The following is an 18,220-nucleotide window of genomic DNA, read 5'->3' as shown; positions in this document are numbered from 1 at the left end:
CGCTTGCCGCCGCGTGGCTGCGCTGCCGCCGGCCAGGGCCGGCTTCACGCGCCGCGCCGCTGTCGCTCCATCCTCGAGAGGAAGGTCTTCTCGACGTCCAGCGTCGAGCGCACGCCGATGTCGTCGCGGTGCTTCTTCAGCCAGCGCTCGGCGGCCTTGCGGCCGAGGTTGAACAGCTCCTCGAGGAAGCTCGCGTCGGTGTTGAACTTGCTGCTGGCGTTGTAGGGCGCGAGGCCGTCATCGTCGGCGATCATGTGCAGGCGCAGGTCCTTGTAGCGGCCCGGATCGAGCCGGCCTTCGCGCACGAGGCGCGAGACGAAGGCGATCGCGCGCATCTCGGCCACCAGGCTGGCGTTGAAGGTGATCTCACTGAGACGGTCGATGATCTCGACGCTGCGCGTGGGCTTGCCCTCGCGCTGCAGCGGGTTGATCTTCACCAGCAGGATGTCGAGCGCGTCGCTGCGGTAGATCAGCGGGTAGATCGCCGGGTTGCCGGTGTAGCCGCCGTCCCAGTAGGGCTCGCCGTCGATCTCCACGGCCTGGAAGATGAACGGCAGGCAGGCCGAGGCCAGCAGCGCGTCGATGCTCAGTTCCTTGCCGGTGAACACCCGCGCCTGGCCGCTGTGCACGCTGGTCGCGGTGACGAAGATCGGCACCGAGCAGTCGCGCAGTGCCTCCTCCTTGACGTGGCGGCGCGCCACTTCGCGCAGCGGGTTCAGGTTCAGCGGGTTGAACTCGTAGGGACTGAAGGCGCGCAGAAAGCTGTTGAGCCACTGGTAGCTCGGCAGCCGGTCGAAATTGAAGTTGTCCGTGATCGCGTGCGCCTGCGTCAGGCTGAAGGGCGAGAAGATCTGGCCGCCGACGCTCACGTCGCGCCAGAAGTCCGCCAGCGCCTGGCGCGCGCCCTCGCGTCCGCCGGCGTGCCAGCCGGTCGCGAACACCGCGGCATTGAGCGCGCCGGCGCTGGTGCCCGAGATGCCGCTGTAGTCGAGCGTCTCGTCTTCCAGCAGGCGGTCGAGCACGCCCCAGGTGAACGCGCCGTGCGAGCCGCCGCCTTGCAGCGCCAGGTCGATCGCGCGCGGGACCTCAGCCTGCGCGCTCGGGCGCGGCTTGGCTTCGGTCTGCACCGGCGGTTCCTTGTCGTCCTCGGGCTGCAGCATCGGGGTCTCCTTTCGGCGGAATGCCTGCGGGTTTCCCCCAGTCTAAGCCCCGGGCTGCGACGGGACTCAGGGATGGACTTCGTTGGGGTCTTCGCCGTCAGGTTGGGCGGGCGCCGCCGGCGGCTGCGAGGCCGGCGCCGGTGCGGCCGCGAAGCGCAGCGTGAACTTGGCGCCCGGCCGCGCGCTGCCGGGGTGGGCTTCCTCGAGCGTCAACTCGACGCCGTGCTGGCGCGCGATCTCGGCCACGATGGCCAGGCCGAGGCCGGAGCCGTCGACATCGGTGCCGAGCGCGCGGTAGAACGGCTGGAACACCAGCTCGCGCTCGCCCGCCGGGATGCCGGGGCCGTCGTCCTCGACCTGCAGCACGACGACCTGGCCGAACGGATCGTCGATCACGCGCACCGTGACCGTGCCCCCGGCGCGCGTGTACTTCAACGCGTTGTCGACCAGGTTGCGGATGAGCTCGCGCAGCAGCAGCGGCTGGCCCAGCACGCGCGCGCCCGCCTGGCGCGCCTGCGGGCCCGGGCCTTCGTAGCCGAGGTCGATCTGCCGCTCGAGCGCGCGCGGCACGAAGTCGCGCACCACGTCGGTGGCGAGCTGCGCGAGGTTGACCTCGTGGCGCTGCGTCACCAGCTCGCGGTCCTCGGCGCGCGCCATCGCGAGCAGCTGGTTGACCATGTGCGCCGCGCGCTGGCTCGCCAGCGCGATCTGCTGCAGCGAGCGCTTGACGGCCTCGGGGTCGCGCTCGCCGGCATCGATTTCGCGCTGCGCCAGCTCGGCCTGCATGCGCAGCCCGGCCAGCGGCGTCTTCATCTGATGCGCGGCGTCGGCGAGGAAGCGCTTTTGCGTGACGATCGAACGATCGAGCCGGCCGAGCAGGTCGTTGATCGCGCGCACCAGCGGCGAGACCTCCTCCGGGGCCTCGCGCTCGTCGATCGGGCTGAGGTCGTCGGCGCGGCGGCGTCGGATGCGCTGCTGCAGTTCGCCCAGCGGCGCGATGCCGCGCGCCAAGGCCAGCCACACCAGCAGCACCGCGATCGGCAGAATCACGAACTGCGGCAGGATCACGCCCTTGATGATCTCGGTGGCCAGGCGCGAGCGCTTGCCCAGCGTCTCGGCCATCTGCACCAGCACCGGCTTGCCGCCGGGTGGCAGGCCGGGCAGGTCGACCCACAGGTAGGCCACGCGCACCGGCTCGCCGTGCATCTCGTCGTCGCGAAAGCGCAGCTCGCCCGGCGGCACGCGTTCGTCGTCGGGCGGCACCGGCAGCGAGCGGTCGCCGCTGACGAACTCGCCGCGCAGGCCCAGCACCTGGTAATAAATGTCGTCGGCCTCGTCGGCGCGCAGCAGGTTGGCCGCGGTGGCCGGCAGCACGAAGATCAGCTTCGGCTGCGCCGCCTCGCCCTTGCTGCCGACCTCGGTCGGCGCGAGCACGATCTGCTGCGCCAGCGTGCGCGTGCGCTCGCCGAGCGCGCGGTCATAGGGGTGGTTGGCGATGCCCTGCGCGACCAGCCAGGTCAGCGCGATGCTCATCGGCCACAGCAGCAGCAGCGGCGCGAGCATCCAGTCGAGGATCTCGCCGAACAGCGAACGCTGTTCCGGGGGGCGCTTGATCAGCATCGCGGCGCGAGCTTATCCGCGCCGCCGTCGCGCGAGCAGGCTCAAGAGGGGATTTTCTCGAGGCAGTAGCCCAGCCCTCGCACCGTGGCGATGCGCACCGGCCCCTGCTCGATCTTCTTGCGCAGCCGGTGGATGTAGACCTCGATCGCGTTGTTGCTGACCTCGTCGCCCCACTCGCACAGGCGTTCCACGAGCTGGTCCTTGCTGACCAGGCGTCCGGCGCGCTGCAGCAGCACCTCCAGCAGGGACAGCTCGCGCGCCGACAGCTCGACCATCTGGTCGTTGAGGTAGGCCACGCGGCCGGTGGCGTCGAAGCTCAGCGGGCCGTGCTTGATGATCGTCGAGGCCGTGCCCAGGCCGCGGCGCGTGAGCGCGCGTACGCGCGCCTCGAGTTCGGCCAGCGCGAAGGGCTTGGCCATGTAGTCGTCGGCTCCGAGGTCCAGGCCCTTGACGCGCTGCTCGACACTGTCGGCGGCGGTGAGGATCAGCACCGGCACGCTGGCGCCGCGGCCGCGCAGCTTGCGCAGCACCTCCAGGCCATTCATCTTGGGCAGGCCCAGGTCGAGGATCACGAGGTCGAACTCGTGCGACGAAAGCGCGGCGTCGGCTTCGCTGCCCGAGCCGACCTGGTCGACCGCGTAGCCGCCCTTGCGCAACGTGCGCAGCAGGCCGTCGGCCAGGACCTGGTCGTCTTCGGCAATCAGGATTCGCATGCTTGTCTCCTCGCAGCGCCGGCTCTCGGGGGCCGGCGGCGGTATGTCTTCATTGTAGGGAGAGGGTCTGCGTTGGCGAGAAAACCACTGGACAAACATCCAGCCTGAGCAATAATCCAGTCCCAGCCGATCGAACCGGAGACCCGCTGCATGGACGCCCCCGTCAAAGCCCTGAACACCGAAAAAGCCAAGGCCCTGCAGGCCGCCCTCGCCCAGATCGAGAAGCAGTTCGGCAAGGGCTCGATCATGCGGCTCGGCGAAGGCGAGGTCATTGAGGAAGTTCAAGTCGTCTCGACCGGCTCGCTGGGTCTGGACATCGCGCTGGGCGTCGGTGGCCTGCCGCGCGGCCGCGTCGTCGAGATCTACGGCCCGGAGTCCTCGGGCAAGACGACGCTGACGCTGCAGGTCATCGCCGAGATGCAAAAGCTCGGCGGCACCTGCGCCTTCATCGACGCCGAGCACGCGCTCGACGTGCAATACGCGCAAAAGCTCGGCGTGACGCTGTCGGACCTGCTGATCAGCCAGCCCGACACCGGCGAGCAGGCGCTCGAGATCGTCGACGCCCTGGTGCGCTCGGGCTCGGTTGACCTCATCGTCGTCGACTCGGTCGCCGCGCTCACGCCCAAGGCCGAACTCGAAGGCGAAATGGGCGACTCCCTGCCCGGCCTGCAGGCCCGGCTGATGAGCCAGGCGCTGCGCAAGCTCACCGCGACGATCAAGAAGACCAACTGCATGGTGGTCTTCATCAACCAGATCCGCATGAAGATCGGCGTGATGTTCGGCAGCCCCGAAACCACGACCGGCGGCAACGCCCTGAAGTTCTACGCCTCGGTGCGCCTGGACATCCGTCGCATCGGCAGCATCAAGAAGGGCGAAGAGGTCATCGGCAACGAAACCAAGGTCAAGGTCGTCAAGAACAAGGTTTCGCCGCCGTTCAAGACGGCCGAGTTCGACATCCTGTTCGGCGAGGGGGTCTCGCGCGAGGGCGAGATCATCGACATGGGCGTCACCGCCCGCGTGATCGAGAAGTCGGGCGCCTGGTACGCCTACAACGGCGAGAAGATCGGCCAGGGCAAGGACAACGCCCGCGAGTTCCTGAAAGAGAACCCCGGCCTCGCGGTCGAGATCGAGAACAAGGTGCGCGAGTCGCTGGGCATTCCGCTGTTGCCTACTGACGCCGGTGCCGACGCACCGGCCGAAAAGCCGGCGCGCGGCAAGAAGGCGGCGGCCGAGGAGTAAGGCCGGCCTCGCAAGACCGGCCGGCCGCGCCGGCCGATCTCCCGCAGCGCCGGCTCCGAGCCGGCGCGCTTGTTTCTGCCCCTGTCCACGATGTCTCGCCGCCCACCGCCCACGCTCAAGGCCAAGGCGCTCGCGCTGATCGCACAGCGCGAGCACAGCCGCATCGAGCTGCGCCGCAAGCTGGCTCGGCATCGGCAAAAACTCGCTGAGCGCGCCCAGGCCAGTCTGCTCGAAGGCGTGGCACCGACTGTGCCGGTGCCCGAAGAAGGCGAGATCGACGCGCTGCTCGACTGGCTCGCGAGCAAGGACCTGCTGAGCACCGAACGCTTCGTCGAGACACGGGTGCAGGCGCGCGCCGCGCGCTTCGGCAATCTGCGCATCCGTCAGGAGCTCGCCCAGCACGGCATCGAGCTCGATCCAGAGACGGCTCAGCAGCTCAAGGCCAGCGAGGTCGCGCGTGCTCGCGCCGTGTGGCTCAAGCGCTTCGGGCAGCCGGCGCTCGATGCCGCTGGGCGTGCCAAGCAGATGCGCTTCCTGGCCGCGCGCGGCTTTGCCGCTGAGGTTGTGCGCCGCGTGGTCGGCGGGGTTGAGGACCCGACCTGATCAAGAGGTCACTTCAGCAGCGCCAGGGGCGGTTCACAGCCCCAGCATCAGCTTCAGGTTCTGCACCGCCGCGCCAGAAGCGCCCTTGCCGAGGTTGTCCAGCCGCGCGACCAGCAGGGCATGGCGCCGCGCAGCGTTGCCGTAGACCCGCAGCTCCAGGCGGTTGGTGTCATTGAGCGCTTCGGGCTCGAGCTTGCCACCCTCGGCCGCGACCTCCTGGGCCGGCACGACGCGCACGAACTCGCTGCCCGCATAGCGCTGGGCCAGTGCCGATTCCAGGTCGGTCGGTTGCGGTCGGCCGTTGAGCAGGTCGAGCTGCAGCGCCACCTGCACCAGCATGCCCTGGCGGAAGTTGCCGACGCTGGGCACGAAGATCGGTCGGCGCGTCAGCCGCCCGTACTGCTGCATCTCGGGCAGGTGCTTGTGCTCCAGGCCCAGGCCGTAGAGCTCGAACGGCGGTGCCGATCCGGCCTCGTAGGCCTCGATCATCGACCGTCCGCCGCCCGAGTAGCCGCTGACGGCGTGCACGGCGACGGGGTAGTCGGCGGGCAGAAGGCCGGCGTCGACCAACGGGCGGATCAGTGCGATCGCGCCGGTCGGGTAGCAGCCGGGGTTGGCCACGCGGCGCGAATCGGCGACCGCGCGCGCCTGCTCCCCGGTCAGCTCCGGAAAGCCGTAGACCCAGCCCGGCGCGACGCGGTGCGCGGTGCTGGCGTCGATGATGCGCGGCCCGCCGCCCGGCAGCGAGTCGGCCAGCGCAACCGATTCGCGCGCGGCATCGTCGTGAAGGCACAGCACGACCAGGTCGACGCCACGCATCAGCTCGCGCTTCGCGTCGGGGTTCTTGCGCTGCGCCGGATCGATGCTGACCAGCTCGATGCCAGGCATGCCGGCGAGGCGGTCGCGGATGCCCAGGCCGGTGGTGCCGGCCTCGCCGTCGATGAAGATGCGCGCGGGGGTACGGTTCATGGCGGGCTCGAAAGCGGGAGAAGCGGGCCGGAGGCGAGACCGGCATCGTAGCGCCCCAGACCCCGATTGGTGCGGCGCACCATGCTAAAGTCCGCGGGCTTTGCGCCCGGCGGCGCGGCGTCCCAGACAGTACCGCGCCCGATGGCCCTTCCCCCTGCCAGCCCGAATCGACAGTTGAAGCACCAGCGCTGCTTCGACGTCCAGGTCTTCGCGCGCGGCGATGGTCTGTGGGAAGTGGATGCGCGTCTCACCGACGTCAAGACGCGCGACCTGGCCACCGCCGGCGGCGTGCGCCCGGCCGGCGTGCCCTTGCATGAGATGCTGCTGCGCCTGGTGGTCGACACCGAGTTGACGATCCACGAGTCCGGCGCCGAAACCTACTGGATGCCCTACCCCGGCCAGTGCAACGATCACGGCGACGCCTACGGTCGGTTGGTCGGCCTGAATCTCCTGCGCGGATTTCGCGCCGCTCTCAAGGAGCGCCTCGGCGGCGTGCTCGGCTGCACCCACATCACCGAGCTGGCGCAGGTGCTGCCGACCGCGGTGATCCAGGCCTTCGCCGGCGAGGTGATCGACACGCGCGAAGGCGGCCAGGACGGCACGCCGCCGTTCCAGATCGACCGCTGCCACGCGCTGCGCCGCGACGGCGAAGCGGTGCGCCAGTTCTATCCGCGCTGGTACCGGCCGAGCCAGGGCCGCCCAGCGCACAATGCGGCTCCCGCCGCGGACCCCTTCTCCCCCGACCCCCGCCCCGCGCGCTAGAAACCAACGAGACGGCGGCGGCGCATTCCCAGAAGTCCCCCTCGAGCAGAGACAGCCCATGAAGATCCACGAGTACCAAGGCAAGGAGATCCTGCGCCAGTTCGGCGTGCCGGTGCCGCGCGGCATTCCCGCGTTCACCGTGCAAGAAGCGGTCGAGGCCGCGCAGAAGCTGGGCGGCCCGGTGTGGGTCGTCAAGGCGCAGATCCACGCCGGCGGCCGCGGCAAGGGCGGCGGCGTCAAGCTCGGCAAGAGCATCGACGAGGTCAAGACGCTGGCCGGCCAGATCCTCGGCATGCAGCTCAAGACGCACCAGACCGGCCCCGAGGGCCAGAAGGTGCGCCGCCTGTACATCGAGGAAGGCGCCGACATCAAGAAGGAGTACTACGTCTCGCTGGTCACCGACCGCGCGACGCAGAAGGTCGCCTTCATCGCCTCGAGCGAAGGCGGCATGGACATCGAGGAAGTGGCCCACGCCACGCCCGAAAAGATCATCACCGACTACATCGATCCGCTGACCGGCCTTTCCGCCGAGCAGGCCAAGAAGATCGCGGCGGCCATCGGCCTGCCGGAGGCTTCGCACGCGCAAGCCGTCGACCTGTTCCAGAAGCTCTACCGGTGCTACATGGACACCGACGCGTCGCTGGTCGAGATCAACCCGCTGAACTGCGACAGCAAGGGCAATCTCATCGCGCTCGACGCGAAGTTCAACTTCGACGCCAACGCGCTGTTCCGCCATCCCGAGATCACGGCCTATCGCGATCTCGATGAAGAAGATCCCGCCGAGATCGAGGCTTCGAAGTTCGACCTCGCCTACATCCAGCTCGACGGCAACATCGGCTGCCTGGTCAACGGCGCGGGCCTCGCGATGTCGACCATGGACACGATCAAGCTGTTCGGCGGCGAGCCGGCCAACTTCCTCGACGTGGGCGGCGGCGCGACCGCCGAGAAGGTCACCGAGGCCTTCAAGATCATGCTCAAGAACCCGGAAGTGAAGGCCATCCTGGTCAACATCTTCGGCGGCATCATGCGCTGCGACACCATCGCCGACGGCGTGATCACCGCCTCGAAGGCGGTCGGCCTGAAGGTGCCGCTCGTCGTGCGCATGAAGGGCACGAACGAGGACCTGGGCAAGAAGATGCTGGCCGAGAGCGGCCTGCCCATCATCTCGGCCAACACGATGGCCGAAGCCGCGACTGCCGTGGTCGCCGCCGTCAAGAAGCAATGACCTGAAGGACTAGACAGATGAGCATCCTGATCAACAAGGACACCAAGGTCATCACGCAGGGCATCACCGGCAAGACGGGCCAGTTCCACACCCGCGGCTGCCGCGACTACGCCAACGGCAAGAACTGCTTCGTCGCCGGCGTGAACCCCAAGAAGGCCGGCGAGGACTTCGAGGGCATTCCGATCTACGCCAGCGTCAAGGACGCCAAGGGCGCCACGGGCGCGACCGTCAGCGTGATCTACGTGCCGCCCGCGGGTGCGGCCGACGCCATCTGGGAAGCGGTCGATGCCGACCTCGACCTGGTGGTCTGCATCACCGAAGGCATTCCGGTGCGCGACATGCTGGTCGTGCGCAACAAGATGAAGGCCAAGGAGGCCGCCGGCGGCAAGAAGACCCTGCTGCTGGGCCCCAACTGCCCCGGCCTGATCACGCCCGATGAGATCAAGATCGGCATCATGCCCGGCCACATCCACCGCAAGGGCCGCATCGGCGTGGTCTCGCGCTCGGGCACGCTGACCTACGAGGCGGTCGCGCAGCTCACCGAACTGGGCCTGGGCCAGAGCTCGGCGGTCGGCATCGGCGGCGATCCGATCAACGGCCTCAAGCACATCGACGTGATGCGCATGTTCAACGACGATCCGGACACCGACGCGGTGATCATGATCGGCGAGATCGGCGGTCCCGACGAGGCGGAAGCCGCGCGCTGGTGCAAGGACAACATGAAGAAGCCGATCGTCGGCTTCATCGCCGGCGTCACCGCGCCCCCGGGCAAGCGCATGGGCCACGCCGGTGCGCTGATTTCGGGCGGTGCCGACACGGCCGACGCCAAGCTCGAGATCATGGAAGCCTGTGGCTTCACGGTGACCCGCAACCCGTCCGAGATGGGCAAGCTGCTCAAGGGCCTCCTCTGATCCTGCACGACGGCCGTTACGGCCGTCGCGATGAGGCCGCCTGTGGGCGGCCTTCTTCTTTGTCGTGGGGCTTGCAGCCCCCTACACTGCGCGGCACGGCGCCAGCGGCGGCCGGCCACGACGCACGAGGACACACGATGGAACAGTTCCTGACCCCGGAGTTCTGGGTCGCGGTCGGTCAGATCATCATGATCGACATCCTGCTCGGCGGTGACAACGCGGTCGTGATCGCGCTGGCGTGCCGCAAGCTGCCGCCCAAGCTTCGCACGCAAGGCATCCTGTGGGGCACCGCCGGCGCGATCGTGCTGCGCGTGGTGCTGATCTTCTTTGCGCTGCAGCTGCTGCAGATCCCGTTCCTGAAGCTCGTCGGCGCGCTGCTGCTGCTGTGGATCGGCGTCAAGCTGCTGCTGCCTGAGCACGACGACGACCACGCCAACATCCAGGCCAGCGACAAGCTCTGGGCCGCGGTGAAGACGGTCATCGTGGCCGACTTCGTGATGAGCCTGGACAACGTGATCGCGATCGCCGGCGCCGCCCAGGGCGCGGCCGACCATCACGAACTGCCGCTGGTGATCTTCGGCCTGCTGGTGTCGATCCCGATCATCGTCTGGGGCAGCCAGCTGGTCATCAAGCTGATGGACCGCTTCCCGCTGATCATCACGCTGGGCGGCATGCTGCTCGGCTGGATCGCCGGCACGATGGCGGTTTCCGATCCGGCGGTCGCCGATCCCGAGAAGTGGTTGCAGATTCCCAAGATCGCGCAGACCGACGCGGTGAAGTACGCCGCCGGCATCGCCGGTGCGCTGCTGGTGCTGGCGATCGGCAAGGCCCTCGGCGCCCGCAAGGGCGCCGCCGACAGCGCGGCGAGCACCTGAGCGCGCGAGCGCCCTGACCGTGACCACGACACAGGCGCTCTGGTTCGGTCTGGCCCTCGCGGCGGTGCTTGGTCTGCTGTGGTGGCTGGCGCGGCGCGGTGCGCGCGGCGACCGGCGGCGAGTGGGCAGTGCACCCGCCACGCAGTACGCCAGTACCAACTACGCCGAGACGCAGGTCGCCGAGGCGGGCGACACGGTGGTCGACCTGGCGCTGGCGGTCGCGCCGGGCCGCCGGCTCGGGCACTTTCGCATCGAGCGCGACCTGGCGCGCGGCGCGATGGGCATGGTGATGCTCGGCGTCGACGAGCGCAGCGGCCAGCCGATCGCGCTCAAGACCATGGCCTTGGGCCGCGAATTCCATGGCCAGGCGCTGCTCGACGCGCGCGCTCGCTTCTTCCGCGAGGCCGAGATGGCCGGGCGGCTCCAGCACCCCGACATCGTGCGCGTGCTCGATGCCGGCGAGGAAGGCGGCCTGGCCTACATCGCGATGGAGCTGCTGCGCGGCCACGACCTCAGCCGCCACGCGCAGCCGGCCACGCTGCTGCCCGCCGCGCAGGTGGTGGCGACGCTGGCGCGCGTGGCCGATGCGCTCGATTTCGCGCACCGACAGGGTGTGATCCACCGCGACATCAAGCCGGCGAACATCATGGTCGACCCGGCGCACGACTCGGTGAAGGTCACCGACTTCGGCATCGCCCACATCGCCGACGCGACGCAAACACGCACCGGTCTCGTGCTCGGCACGCCGAGCTTCATGTCGCCCGAACAGATGGCTGGAGAGCGCGTCGACGGGCGCAGCGATCTCTATTCGCTTGGGGTCACGCTCTACCAATTGCTGACAGGACGCTTGCCGTTCGAGGGCGTTTCGATGGCCGCGCTGGTGCGCGCCATCGCCAGCGAGCCGCCGCCCGACCTGCGCGAGCTGCGCCCCGACCTGCCGGCGTCGCTCGCCGAGGTGGTCACGCTGGCCCTGCAGAAGCGGCCCGAAACGCGCTACGCCAGCGGCCGCGATTTCGCCGCCGACCTGCGTGCGGTGCTGCGCGAGATCAAGGCCGCGGCGCCTGTCGAGTCCCGCGAATCGGGGTCCGTGCCGACCGCCGCGCAGCCCCCGGCGCCCGGGCAGAATCGCTGACCTGCCGCGCCGGCATCAGGCCTTCAATCGGACCGGCGCCGTTTTCGTCCATGACCACCGTCGCCCAGCCCACGTTGCGGTTCGAGTTCTGTTGCGCCAGCGACACCGGGCGCTCGCGCAACAACAACGAGGACTCGGTGGCCGTCGACGAGGCGGCCGGCCTGGCCGTCCTGGCCGATGGCATGGGCGGCTACAACGCCGGCGAGGTCGCCAGCGGCATGGCCACCGCCTTCATCCGTGCCGAACTCGGCCGCTGGCTCACCGAAGCCAGCGAGCGCGCCACCGATGGCGACGTGCGCCGCGCGATGGACATCTGCGTCGAGAACGCCAACCGCGCGATCTTCAACGCAGCCAACTCAAATGCGCAGTACGCTGGCATGGGCACGACGCTGCTGCTCACGGTGCTGCGCGACACGCGCGCGCTGATCGGCCACGTCGGCGACTCGCGCTGCTACCGCCTGCGCGGCGGCACGCTCTCGCAGATCACGCGCGACCACTCGCTGCTGCAGGAGCAGATCGACGCCGGGCTGATCACGCCCGCCCAGGCCGCGGTCTCGCAGCACAAGAACCTCGTCACGCGCGCGGTCGGCGTCGAGGACACGGTGCTGCTCGAAACCCACATCCACGAGATGCAGGCCGGCGACAAGCTGCTGCTGTGCTCCGATGGCCTGTCGGACATGATCGACGACGAGCTCATTTCCGACCTGTTGCAGCAGCACGACGCTTTGCCCGAGGCGGCGCAAGCCCTCGTGGACGCAGCCAACGACGCGGGCGGGCGGGATAACATATCGGTGATCCTGGTACACGCGCTCGGACAGTCGCCGACCAGCCGCGGCTGGTGGCCGTTTCGTCGCTAGTGCCGCTGGCGGGCCGCAACATCGGCTGAGCAAGTCAGCGTTGCCAGATCAATCGGATCGACAGCCGGGACAACAACCGAGGTAGGGGCATGGGCAAGCTGGTCGTCTCACTTGACGGGGTCGTCATCAAGGAAGTCCAGGTCACCAAGGACAAGACGACCCTGGGCCGGCGTCCGTACAACGACATCGTGATCGACAACCTCGCCGTCAGCGGCGAGCATGCCGTGCTGCAGATGGTGGGCGCCGACGTCTTCATCGAAGACCTCAACAGCACCAACGGCACCTACATCAACGGCAAGGCAATCAAGAAGCAGCTGCTGCAGCACAACGACACGGTCGAGATCGGCAAGTACAAGATCAAGTACCTGACCGGCGAACACCAGGACTACGAGAAGACCATGGTGATCAAGCCGGGCGCGTTCGGCCCCGGCTCCGGTGCCACGCCGACCTTCCAGCCCACCGCGCCGATGAGCAGCGGCACCTCGGGTTTCGGCGGCCTAGGCCCGAGCGCCTCGGCATCGATCAAGGTGCTCAACGGCGCTGCGGTCGGCCGCGAGGTCGCGCTGACCAAGGTCGTCACCACGGTCGGCAAGCCGGGCGTTCAGGTCGCCTCGATCACCAAGCGGCCGGGTGGCTACGTCTTTGCGCACGTTGAAGGCGCCGCCCGTCCCACCGTCAACGGCACCCCGATCGCCGCCGAGCCCGTGCATCTGAAGAACGGCGACGTCATCGAACTCGCCGGCACGCAGATGCAGTTCGTGCAAGCCTGATCCCCTGCCTGCGGGCGAGCGCCCGCTTCGCGCGTGAAGCAAGGCACGTCGCATCCGTTCCACTTGTCGCCGCCGGCTTGTGCAGGCCGCGACGAGCCGGCACCATCGGGCCGATGACATCGACGAACGGCGTGCGGGTTCAGGTGCTGGGTTGCTCCGGCTCCATCGCCGCCGGCTGCCGCACCACCGCCTTCCTGCTCGACGAGCACACGCTGATCGACGCCGGCACCGGCGTTGGCGACCTGCCGCTCGAGGCGATGACGAAGATCGACGACATCGTCCTCTCGCACTCGCACCTGGACCACGTGCTGGCCATTCCGCTGCTGGCCGACAGCGTGATGCGCGAGCGTTTCGCCGACGCCTCGCGCGGACCGATCCGCGTGCACGGCCTGCCCGCCACGCTGGCCACGCTGCGCCAGCACTTGTTCAACGACCGTCTGTGGCCGGACTTCACGCGCATTCCGAGCGTGGAGCGGCCGATCCTGTCACTGCACGCATTCGAGGTGGGCCAGGTGCTGGCACTCGGGCCGGCCGAGCGTTCGCGCCGGCTAGAAGTCCTCCCGGCGCGTCACACGGTGCCAGCCGTCGGCTTTGCGCTCGACGCGCCGGCCGGCTGGTGGGTCTACAGCGGCGACACCGGGCCGAACCCGGCGCTGTGGGCGGCGCTGCGCGGGCGGCGCATCGCTCACCTCGTGATCGAAACCGCGTTCGGTGACGAGGAGCGCTGGCTGGCGGACATCTCGGGCCATCTGTCCCCGGGCACGCTGGCGGGCGAACTGGCGCAGCTGCCGGGGAGCGTGCCGGTGCACATCACTCATCCCAAGCCGGGCGAGGCGGTGGCGGTGATCGAGCAGATTCGTGCGATTGACACGGCGCACGAGATCGAACCGCTGGCCGCCGGGCAGGTGTTCGAGCTGTAACGGCGGACGAACAACTGACGCAGCGCGTCACATCGCGCGCTGGACAAGGCGGCGAAGCTGACCCTCCCCGTCATTGGGCCGCAGCAACAGGCGTCGCATCGGTGGAATTGCGCACGGTTCGAGGCCCATCTCCGGCTGGCACGGGGGCTGCAACTCGCAGCGCGTCCAACGGACAACCTCTTTGCAAAGGAAGGGACATCTCAATGAAGCGCGTTCAACAGGGTTTCACCCTCATCGAACTGATGATCGTCGTGGCGATCATCGGCATTCTGGCGGCGGTTGCGCTGCCGGCGTATCAGACCTACACCATCAAGGCAAAGGTCTCTGAAGCGATCCTGGCGGCCAGCCAGTGCCGCACGACCGTCGCCGAGGTCTATCAGACCGGTTCGCAGTCTTCGCTGCCGGGCGTCAACGGCTGGGGCTGCGAGGCATCCACCGGCCAGCAGTCGAAGTATGTTGCGACGATCACGACCGACGCTGCCGGCGTCATCACGGTCACCACGTCGGCCGCTGCGGACCTGAAGGACGCCGCGAGCAAGACCATTCGCCTCGTTCCGGCGGATGCGGGCGGCACTGCGCTGGCTGCGACCAGCATCGGCTCGGCCACGGTGGGCACGTTCCTTTGCGGCCCGGGCACCAGCGCTCCCATGGACAAGAAGTACCTGCCGGGTTCGTGCAAGAGCTGATTAAGTTCACTTCTGAACTCGTAGAGGGCGGCTTCGGCCGCCCCTTTTTTTGGGCAGTCTCGCGGACATCATGATCTACGCCTTCGGCCTCGCTGCGTTCTGCATTGCGTGGCTGCTGCCTGGACATTACTTTCCTTGGACAGGGTTTCAGCAGGAGCTGGCCGCTGCGATCGGCGCGCTGCTGATCGGTCTGGCGGCGACGGCATCGACCGGTCAGCGCCGATTGAAGGTGCCATTGATCGCGGCGGCGGCGATCGCGTTCGCCGCCGTGCCGATGCTGCAGTGGCTCGCGGGACGCGTGCCGTTCCTGGCGGACGCGTTGCTGCCCAGCTTGTACCTCGCCGGCTTCGGCATGACGATCATTGCCGCGCGTGCGCTGGCAGCAGTTCCCGATCAGCGCTTTGCTGCTGGCCTGTTCGCTGCCGTTCTCGTTGCCGGCCTGGTTTCCCTGGGCATTGGACTAGGACAGTGGCTGCAGGTGGGCTGGCTCAGCTACATCGAACAGCTGGATCGTGGTGCGCGCGTCTTCGCCAACTTCACACAGCCCAACCATCTGGCCAGCATGTTTGGACTGGCGGTCGTGGCAGCGCTCTGGCTGTTCGAGATGCGCCGCATCGGCCGCATCGGCATCTCGATCCTGATCATCGCCTTCGTATTCGGTCTGGTCATGACGCAGTCGCGCGTCGGTTGGCTGTTTGCTGCGGTCTTAGCGCTCTGGTGGGTTCTGGCGAGATCGCGTGCCGGCCTGCGTACGACCGGCTTCGGTATCGCCGTCGGGCTCGCGTGCTTCATCGCGTTCACGGTGGCGTGGAGTCCGATCAATCAGGCGCTCGACATCCCGACGGCGACCGTCCTGTCCGACCGCGTCCAGCAGGTCGGCGGACGCAGCATTCACTGGCGAATGCTTTGGGACGCGGTCTGGCGCGAGCCCTGTTTCGGGTGGGGCTGGATGCAAGTCAGCGCAGCGCAGCAGCAGGTGGCGCTCGATCATCCGCGATCGCACGAATGGGTCACTTACAGCCACGACCTCGTGCTCGACCTGCTGATCTGGAACGGAGTGATTCTCGGGACCTTGGTCTGCGTGGCCCTGACGTGGTGGATCGTCAGCCGGTGCCTGCGCTGCCGCGATGCGACCACGTGGTGCGCGATGGCCGCCGGCGGTGTGGTCCTGGCGCATGCGCTGGTCGAGTTTCCCCACGCGTACACCTACTTTCTGCTGCCGCTGGGAGCTTTCCTCGGGATCATCGAGGCGAGGGTCGTGGCGCCTACGTCGGAAGCCCGCATCGTCAACGTGCACGCGGCTGTCTATGCACTCGGGTTGGCAGCTCTGGGCGCCATGACGGCCTGGATCGCCGTCGAGTACGGCGAAGTCGAGGACGCTGCCCGCCGCGCTCGATTCAAGGAGGCCGGATACGTGACGCGTGGCGACGAGCCCACGGTGCCGGATGTTGTCTTGCTTGACAACCAGCGCGAGTTCATCTGGTTTCGCCTGACGCCGGCGCGGCCGGGTATGGGTGAGGACGACCTCGAGCGCATGCGCCGTGTCAACCAGCGCTTCATGCCGCCGGCAGTGATGCTGCGCTACGCCATGGCCGCGGGACTCAACGGCAAGCCCGAGGCGGCACGGCGCAACCTGGAACTCATCTGCCACTTGTGGAACCGACAGCGATGCGAGGAAGGTCGCGAGTCCTGGGCGGCGGCACAAGTGAAGTACCCGCAACTGGCAGGCATCCAGTTTCCGGCCGCGGTCGAGCAGAACCGTTGAATTGAAACGAACGCCGGCGTCGTCTGATGCGCTACCGCAAGACGTTGAGAAGCAGCATGGCGGACAGTGCCAGCCAGTCGCGTGGCCGACGCCGCAAGTGGTTGGACCGCAAAGCAAGCCAGATTCGATCGGCCCAGCCGAAGCGCTGCAGCCGCTCGATGACGTCTTCCTGCCCGGCGGGCCAGAACGAGGCGATCCTCAATACCTGGTGGCGAAACCAGCCATTGCGAAGCCGCTCCCACCGACGCGTTACGCCGGTGGTGCCGAAGTTGGCGCCCAGTTCGTTGTGCGCGTGCTGGCGATAGAGCAGGCTCGGCGTCGGGTCGATGAACCATCGGTATCCGTTCGAGCGTGCATAAGCGTAGATCAGCCAGTCGTGGTAGCCAATGCCGACGAAGCGCTCCGGATCGACGTTGATTTCGTGCTGCAGCGCAAGGGCGAGTCGACGCCCGATCACATAGGTGCAGCCCGGGCCTGCTGGTTCGAAAAGATGATCGAACCTGCGCTGAGCATGCGCCTTACCGAGCGGCTTGCGCTTCCCGTCGGGCCAGAAGGCAATGGCGTCGGACGAAAAGCCGTCGGTGTCTCCCGATGCAAGCCGACGCAGTGCCGTGTCGAGACGGCCTGGGAGCCAGATGTCGTCCTGGTCGGCGAGCGCAACGGCGTCGGTTTCGCCGAGCTCGGCCTCGCGCAACAGCCGCAGGAAGTTGCCGCAGGCGCCGAGGCGCTGCCCGGCGTTTGGAAGAACCCGCACCCGGCCGGTGTCCCGTGCCCAGCGTTGCAGCACCTCGCCAGTCGCGTCGGTCGAGCCATCATCGCTGGCCAGCACCGATACCGATACGCTCGCGTCCTCTTGCGCGAAGATGCTTGCGAGTTGCTCGTCGAGCCACGGCGCGCCGTTGAAGGTCGCGAGGAGAACGATGACTTGTCGGGGCATGATGTGCGTCGCGACGCTTGGTCGAAATGGAGCGCGGTCAGGTTCCGATCGCAGCAGCTCCGTGCTGAAGAACGGACGTTGCCTTAATCTTCCTTGCCGATTCCTGACTACATTGAACCGCACCCGATGATCGAGCAGTCTCCACTTTGGCAACGCGTCGTCGCTGTCATCGTGCTTTTCCGCACAGACAACGATCCTCTGCCGCGCGTGCGCCAGCTCGCTGATGGCTTGCGGCACGTCATCGTTGTGGACAACTCGCCGCAAGGACATCCGGCACTTCTTGGCGCGGAGCTTGGCGGGATTCGGCTGATCCGAAACGCCAATGCCGGGTTACTGGCGGGTGCCTACAACCGAGCCATCGAAAGCCTCGAACGCGATTGGCCCGCTGCTACGCACGTGACATTCCTCGACGAAGACAGCGATGTCCATGCGCTTCATGTGTTCCTGCGGCATCCGCCGGTTGCGACGCTGCTCGAAGATTTGTCCACGGCAGCCGTGGCGCCCATCTACCGCGACCGCGCGACAGGCCTTCGCGGTAAGCACATGGTGCTCGGGCGGTTCTGGTTCCGTTGGCTGCCGCGTGAGGTATCGGGTGTGCATCGGGTCAGCTTCCTGATCAACTCCATGGCCGTATGGCGTTTGTCGGCCCTCAAGCGCATCGGTGAGTTCGACGAATCGCTCGGGGTCGACCATATCGATACCGACTACTGCCTGCGCAGTCGGCGCTGCCAATTGCGCCTGTATGTTTGCGGCGACGTCGAGTTCGAGCATTCGATCGGCCAACGCCGGTCATATCGTGTGTTGGGCGTGCAGCTTCAAAGCGGTGGTCACAGCCCGGCGCGGCGATTCGCGATCGCGCGAAACACGATGGCATTGGCCCGAGCGCATGTTCGTTCGTTGCCGGCGTTTTCAGTCCTTTGTGGCGTTCGCATGATCTACGAGGCTATGGGCATCTTGCTGGCTGAGGATCACCGCCGCGAGAAACTGACCGCATTGGGCAGGGGCCTGCTGGCCGGTTTGAAGCCGCGACGAGCCGCGTAGGGGGGGCGCTGGTGCCCGCAACCTAGCGACCATCG

At 67.8% G+C, this 18,220-nt stretch carries 18 protein-coding genes; 13 read left to right on the top strand and 5 right to left on the bottom strand.

The window, feature by feature from the left end; genetic code table 11:
* Positions 1-44 precede the first annotated feature (44 nt).
* From ACO2TI_RS13270 to ACO2TI_RS13260, 3 genes are all read right to left on the bottom strand, one after another.
* On the bottom strand, positions 45-1,160 hold the full coding sequence (locus ACO2TI_RS13270; protein WP_423284919.1) for a patatin-like phospholipase family protein: 1,116 nt from the start codon (positions 1,158-1,160) through the stop codon (positions 45-47).
* A gap of 66 nt (positions 1,161-1,226) precedes the next feature.
* On the bottom strand, positions 1,227-2,780 hold the full coding sequence (locus ACO2TI_RS13265) for a sensor histidine kinase (protein ID WP_423284917.1): 1,554 nt from the start codon (positions 2,778-2,780) through the stop codon (positions 1,227-1,229).
* A gap of 41 nt (positions 2,781-2,821) precedes the next feature.
* Complete coding sequence (locus tag ACO2TI_RS13260; RefSeq protein WP_423284915.1) at positions 2,822-3,493, bottom strand: response regulator; 672 nt, start codon at positions 3,491-3,493, stop codon at positions 2,822-2,824.
* A gap of 150 nt (positions 3,494-3,643) precedes the next feature.
* Between ACO2TI_RS13260 and recA the strand changes: the two genes are divergently transcribed.
* Both recA and ACO2TI_RS13250 read left to right on the top strand, forming a co-directional pair.
* Positions 3,644-4,732, top strand: a complete 1,089-nt coding sequence (recA, locus tag ACO2TI_RS13255) for a recombinase RecA (RefSeq protein ID WP_423284913.1) — start codon at positions 3,644-3,646, stop codon at positions 4,730-4,732.
* Between the two features lie 90 nt (positions 4,733-4,822).
* Positions 4,823-5,335 (top strand): RecX family transcriptional regulator, encoded by a 513-nt coding sequence (locus ACO2TI_RS13250; RefSeq protein WP_423284912.1) that lies wholly within the window; start codon positions 4,823-4,825, stop codon positions 5,333-5,335.
* 33 nt (positions 5,336-5,368) lie between these two features.
* On the opposite strand, the gene argC is transcribed toward ACO2TI_RS13250, so the two are convergent.
* Entirely contained in the window at positions 5,369-6,304 is a 936-nt protein-coding gene (argC, locus tag ACO2TI_RS13245; protein WP_423284910.1) for an N-acetyl-gamma-glutamyl-phosphate reductase, read from the bottom strand.
* 141 nt (positions 6,305-6,445) lie between these two features.
* Here argC and ACO2TI_RS13240 point away from each other — a divergent pair, with 141 nt between their 5' ends.
* From ACO2TI_RS13240 to ACO2TI_RS13195, 10 genes are all read left to right on the top strand, one after another.
* On the top strand, positions 6,446-7,066 hold the full coding sequence (locus ACO2TI_RS13240) for a DUF2889 domain-containing protein (protein WP_423284909.1): 621 nt from the start codon (positions 6,446-6,448) through the stop codon (positions 7,064-7,066).
* Between the two features lie 58 nt (positions 7,067-7,124).
* Positions 7,125-8,291 (top strand): ADP-forming succinate--CoA ligase subunit beta, encoded by a 1,167-nt coding sequence (gene sucC, locus ACO2TI_RS13235; RefSeq protein ID WP_423284908.1) that lies wholly within the window; start codon positions 7,125-7,127, stop codon positions 8,289-8,291.
* A 17-nt stretch (positions 8,292-8,308) separates the two neighbouring features.
* Positions 8,309-9,202 carry a succinate--CoA ligase subunit alpha gene (gene sucD, locus ACO2TI_RS13230; protein WP_423284906.1) on the top strand — a complete coding sequence of 298 codons (894 nt, stop codon included), beginning with the start codon at positions 8,309-8,311 and terminating at the stop codon, positions 9,200-9,202.
* Positions 9,203-9,339: 137 nt separating this feature from the next.
* On the top strand, positions 9,340-10,077 hold the full coding sequence (locus ACO2TI_RS13225) for a TerC family protein (RefSeq protein ID WP_423284905.1): 738 nt from the start codon (positions 9,340-9,342) through the stop codon (positions 10,075-10,077).
* Between the two features lie 19 nt (positions 10,078-10,096).
* Positions 10,097-11,209: a serine/threonine-protein kinase gene (locus ACO2TI_RS13220; RefSeq protein WP_423284904.1), complete on the top strand. Its 1,113-nt coding sequence runs from the start codon at positions 10,097-10,099 to the stop codon at positions 11,207-11,209.
* A gap of 50 nt (positions 11,210-11,259) precedes the next feature.
* Positions 11,260-12,066, top strand: coding sequence for a Stp1/IreP family PP2C-type Ser/Thr phosphatase (locus ACO2TI_RS13215; RefSeq protein WP_423284903.1), 807 nt, complete (start codon positions 11,260-11,262; stop codon positions 12,064-12,066).
* A gap of 89 nt (positions 12,067-12,155) precedes the next feature.
* Positions 12,156-12,836 (top strand): FHA domain-containing protein, encoded by a 681-nt coding sequence (locus ACO2TI_RS13210; RefSeq protein ID WP_423284901.1) that lies wholly within the window; start codon positions 12,156-12,158, stop codon positions 12,834-12,836.
* Positions 12,837-12,949: 113 nt separating this feature from the next.
* Positions 12,950-13,756 (top strand): MBL fold metallo-hydrolase, encoded by an 807-nt coding sequence (locus ACO2TI_RS13205; protein ID WP_423284900.1) that lies wholly within the window; start codon positions 12,950-12,952, stop codon positions 13,754-13,756.
* A gap of 203 nt (positions 13,757-13,959) precedes the next feature.
* Complete coding sequence (locus ACO2TI_RS13200; RefSeq protein ID WP_423284898.1) at positions 13,960-14,442, top strand: pilin; 483 nt, start codon at positions 13,960-13,962, stop codon at positions 14,440-14,442.
* A 70-nt stretch (positions 14,443-14,512) separates the two neighbouring features.
* Positions 14,513-16,207 (top strand): Wzy polymerase domain-containing protein, encoded by a 1,695-nt coding sequence (locus ACO2TI_RS13195; RefSeq protein WP_423284897.1) that lies wholly within the window; start codon positions 14,513-14,515, stop codon positions 16,205-16,207.
* Between the two features lie 31 nt (positions 16,208-16,238).
* Here ACO2TI_RS13195 and ACO2TI_RS13190 read toward each other — a convergent pair whose 3' ends face one another.
* A complete protein-coding gene (locus ACO2TI_RS13190; RefSeq protein WP_423284896.1) occupies positions 16,239-17,144 on the bottom strand; it encodes a glycosyltransferase in 906 nt (301 codons plus the stop codon).
* 126 nt (positions 17,145-17,270) lie between these two features.
* Between ACO2TI_RS13190 and ACO2TI_RS13185 the strand changes: the two genes are divergently transcribed.
* Entirely contained in the window at positions 17,271-18,185 is a 915-nt protein-coding gene (locus ACO2TI_RS13185) for a hypothetical protein (protein WP_423284894.1), read from the top strand.
* Positions 18,186-18,220: the final 35 nt, after the last annotated feature.

It is taken from the genome of Caldimonas sp. KR1-144, assembly GCF_049446155.1.
GTDB lineage: Bacteria > Pseudomonadota > Gammaproteobacteria > Burkholderiales > Burkholderiaceae_C > Rivibacter.
This window is presented reverse-complemented; position numbering and strand designations above follow the sequence as displayed.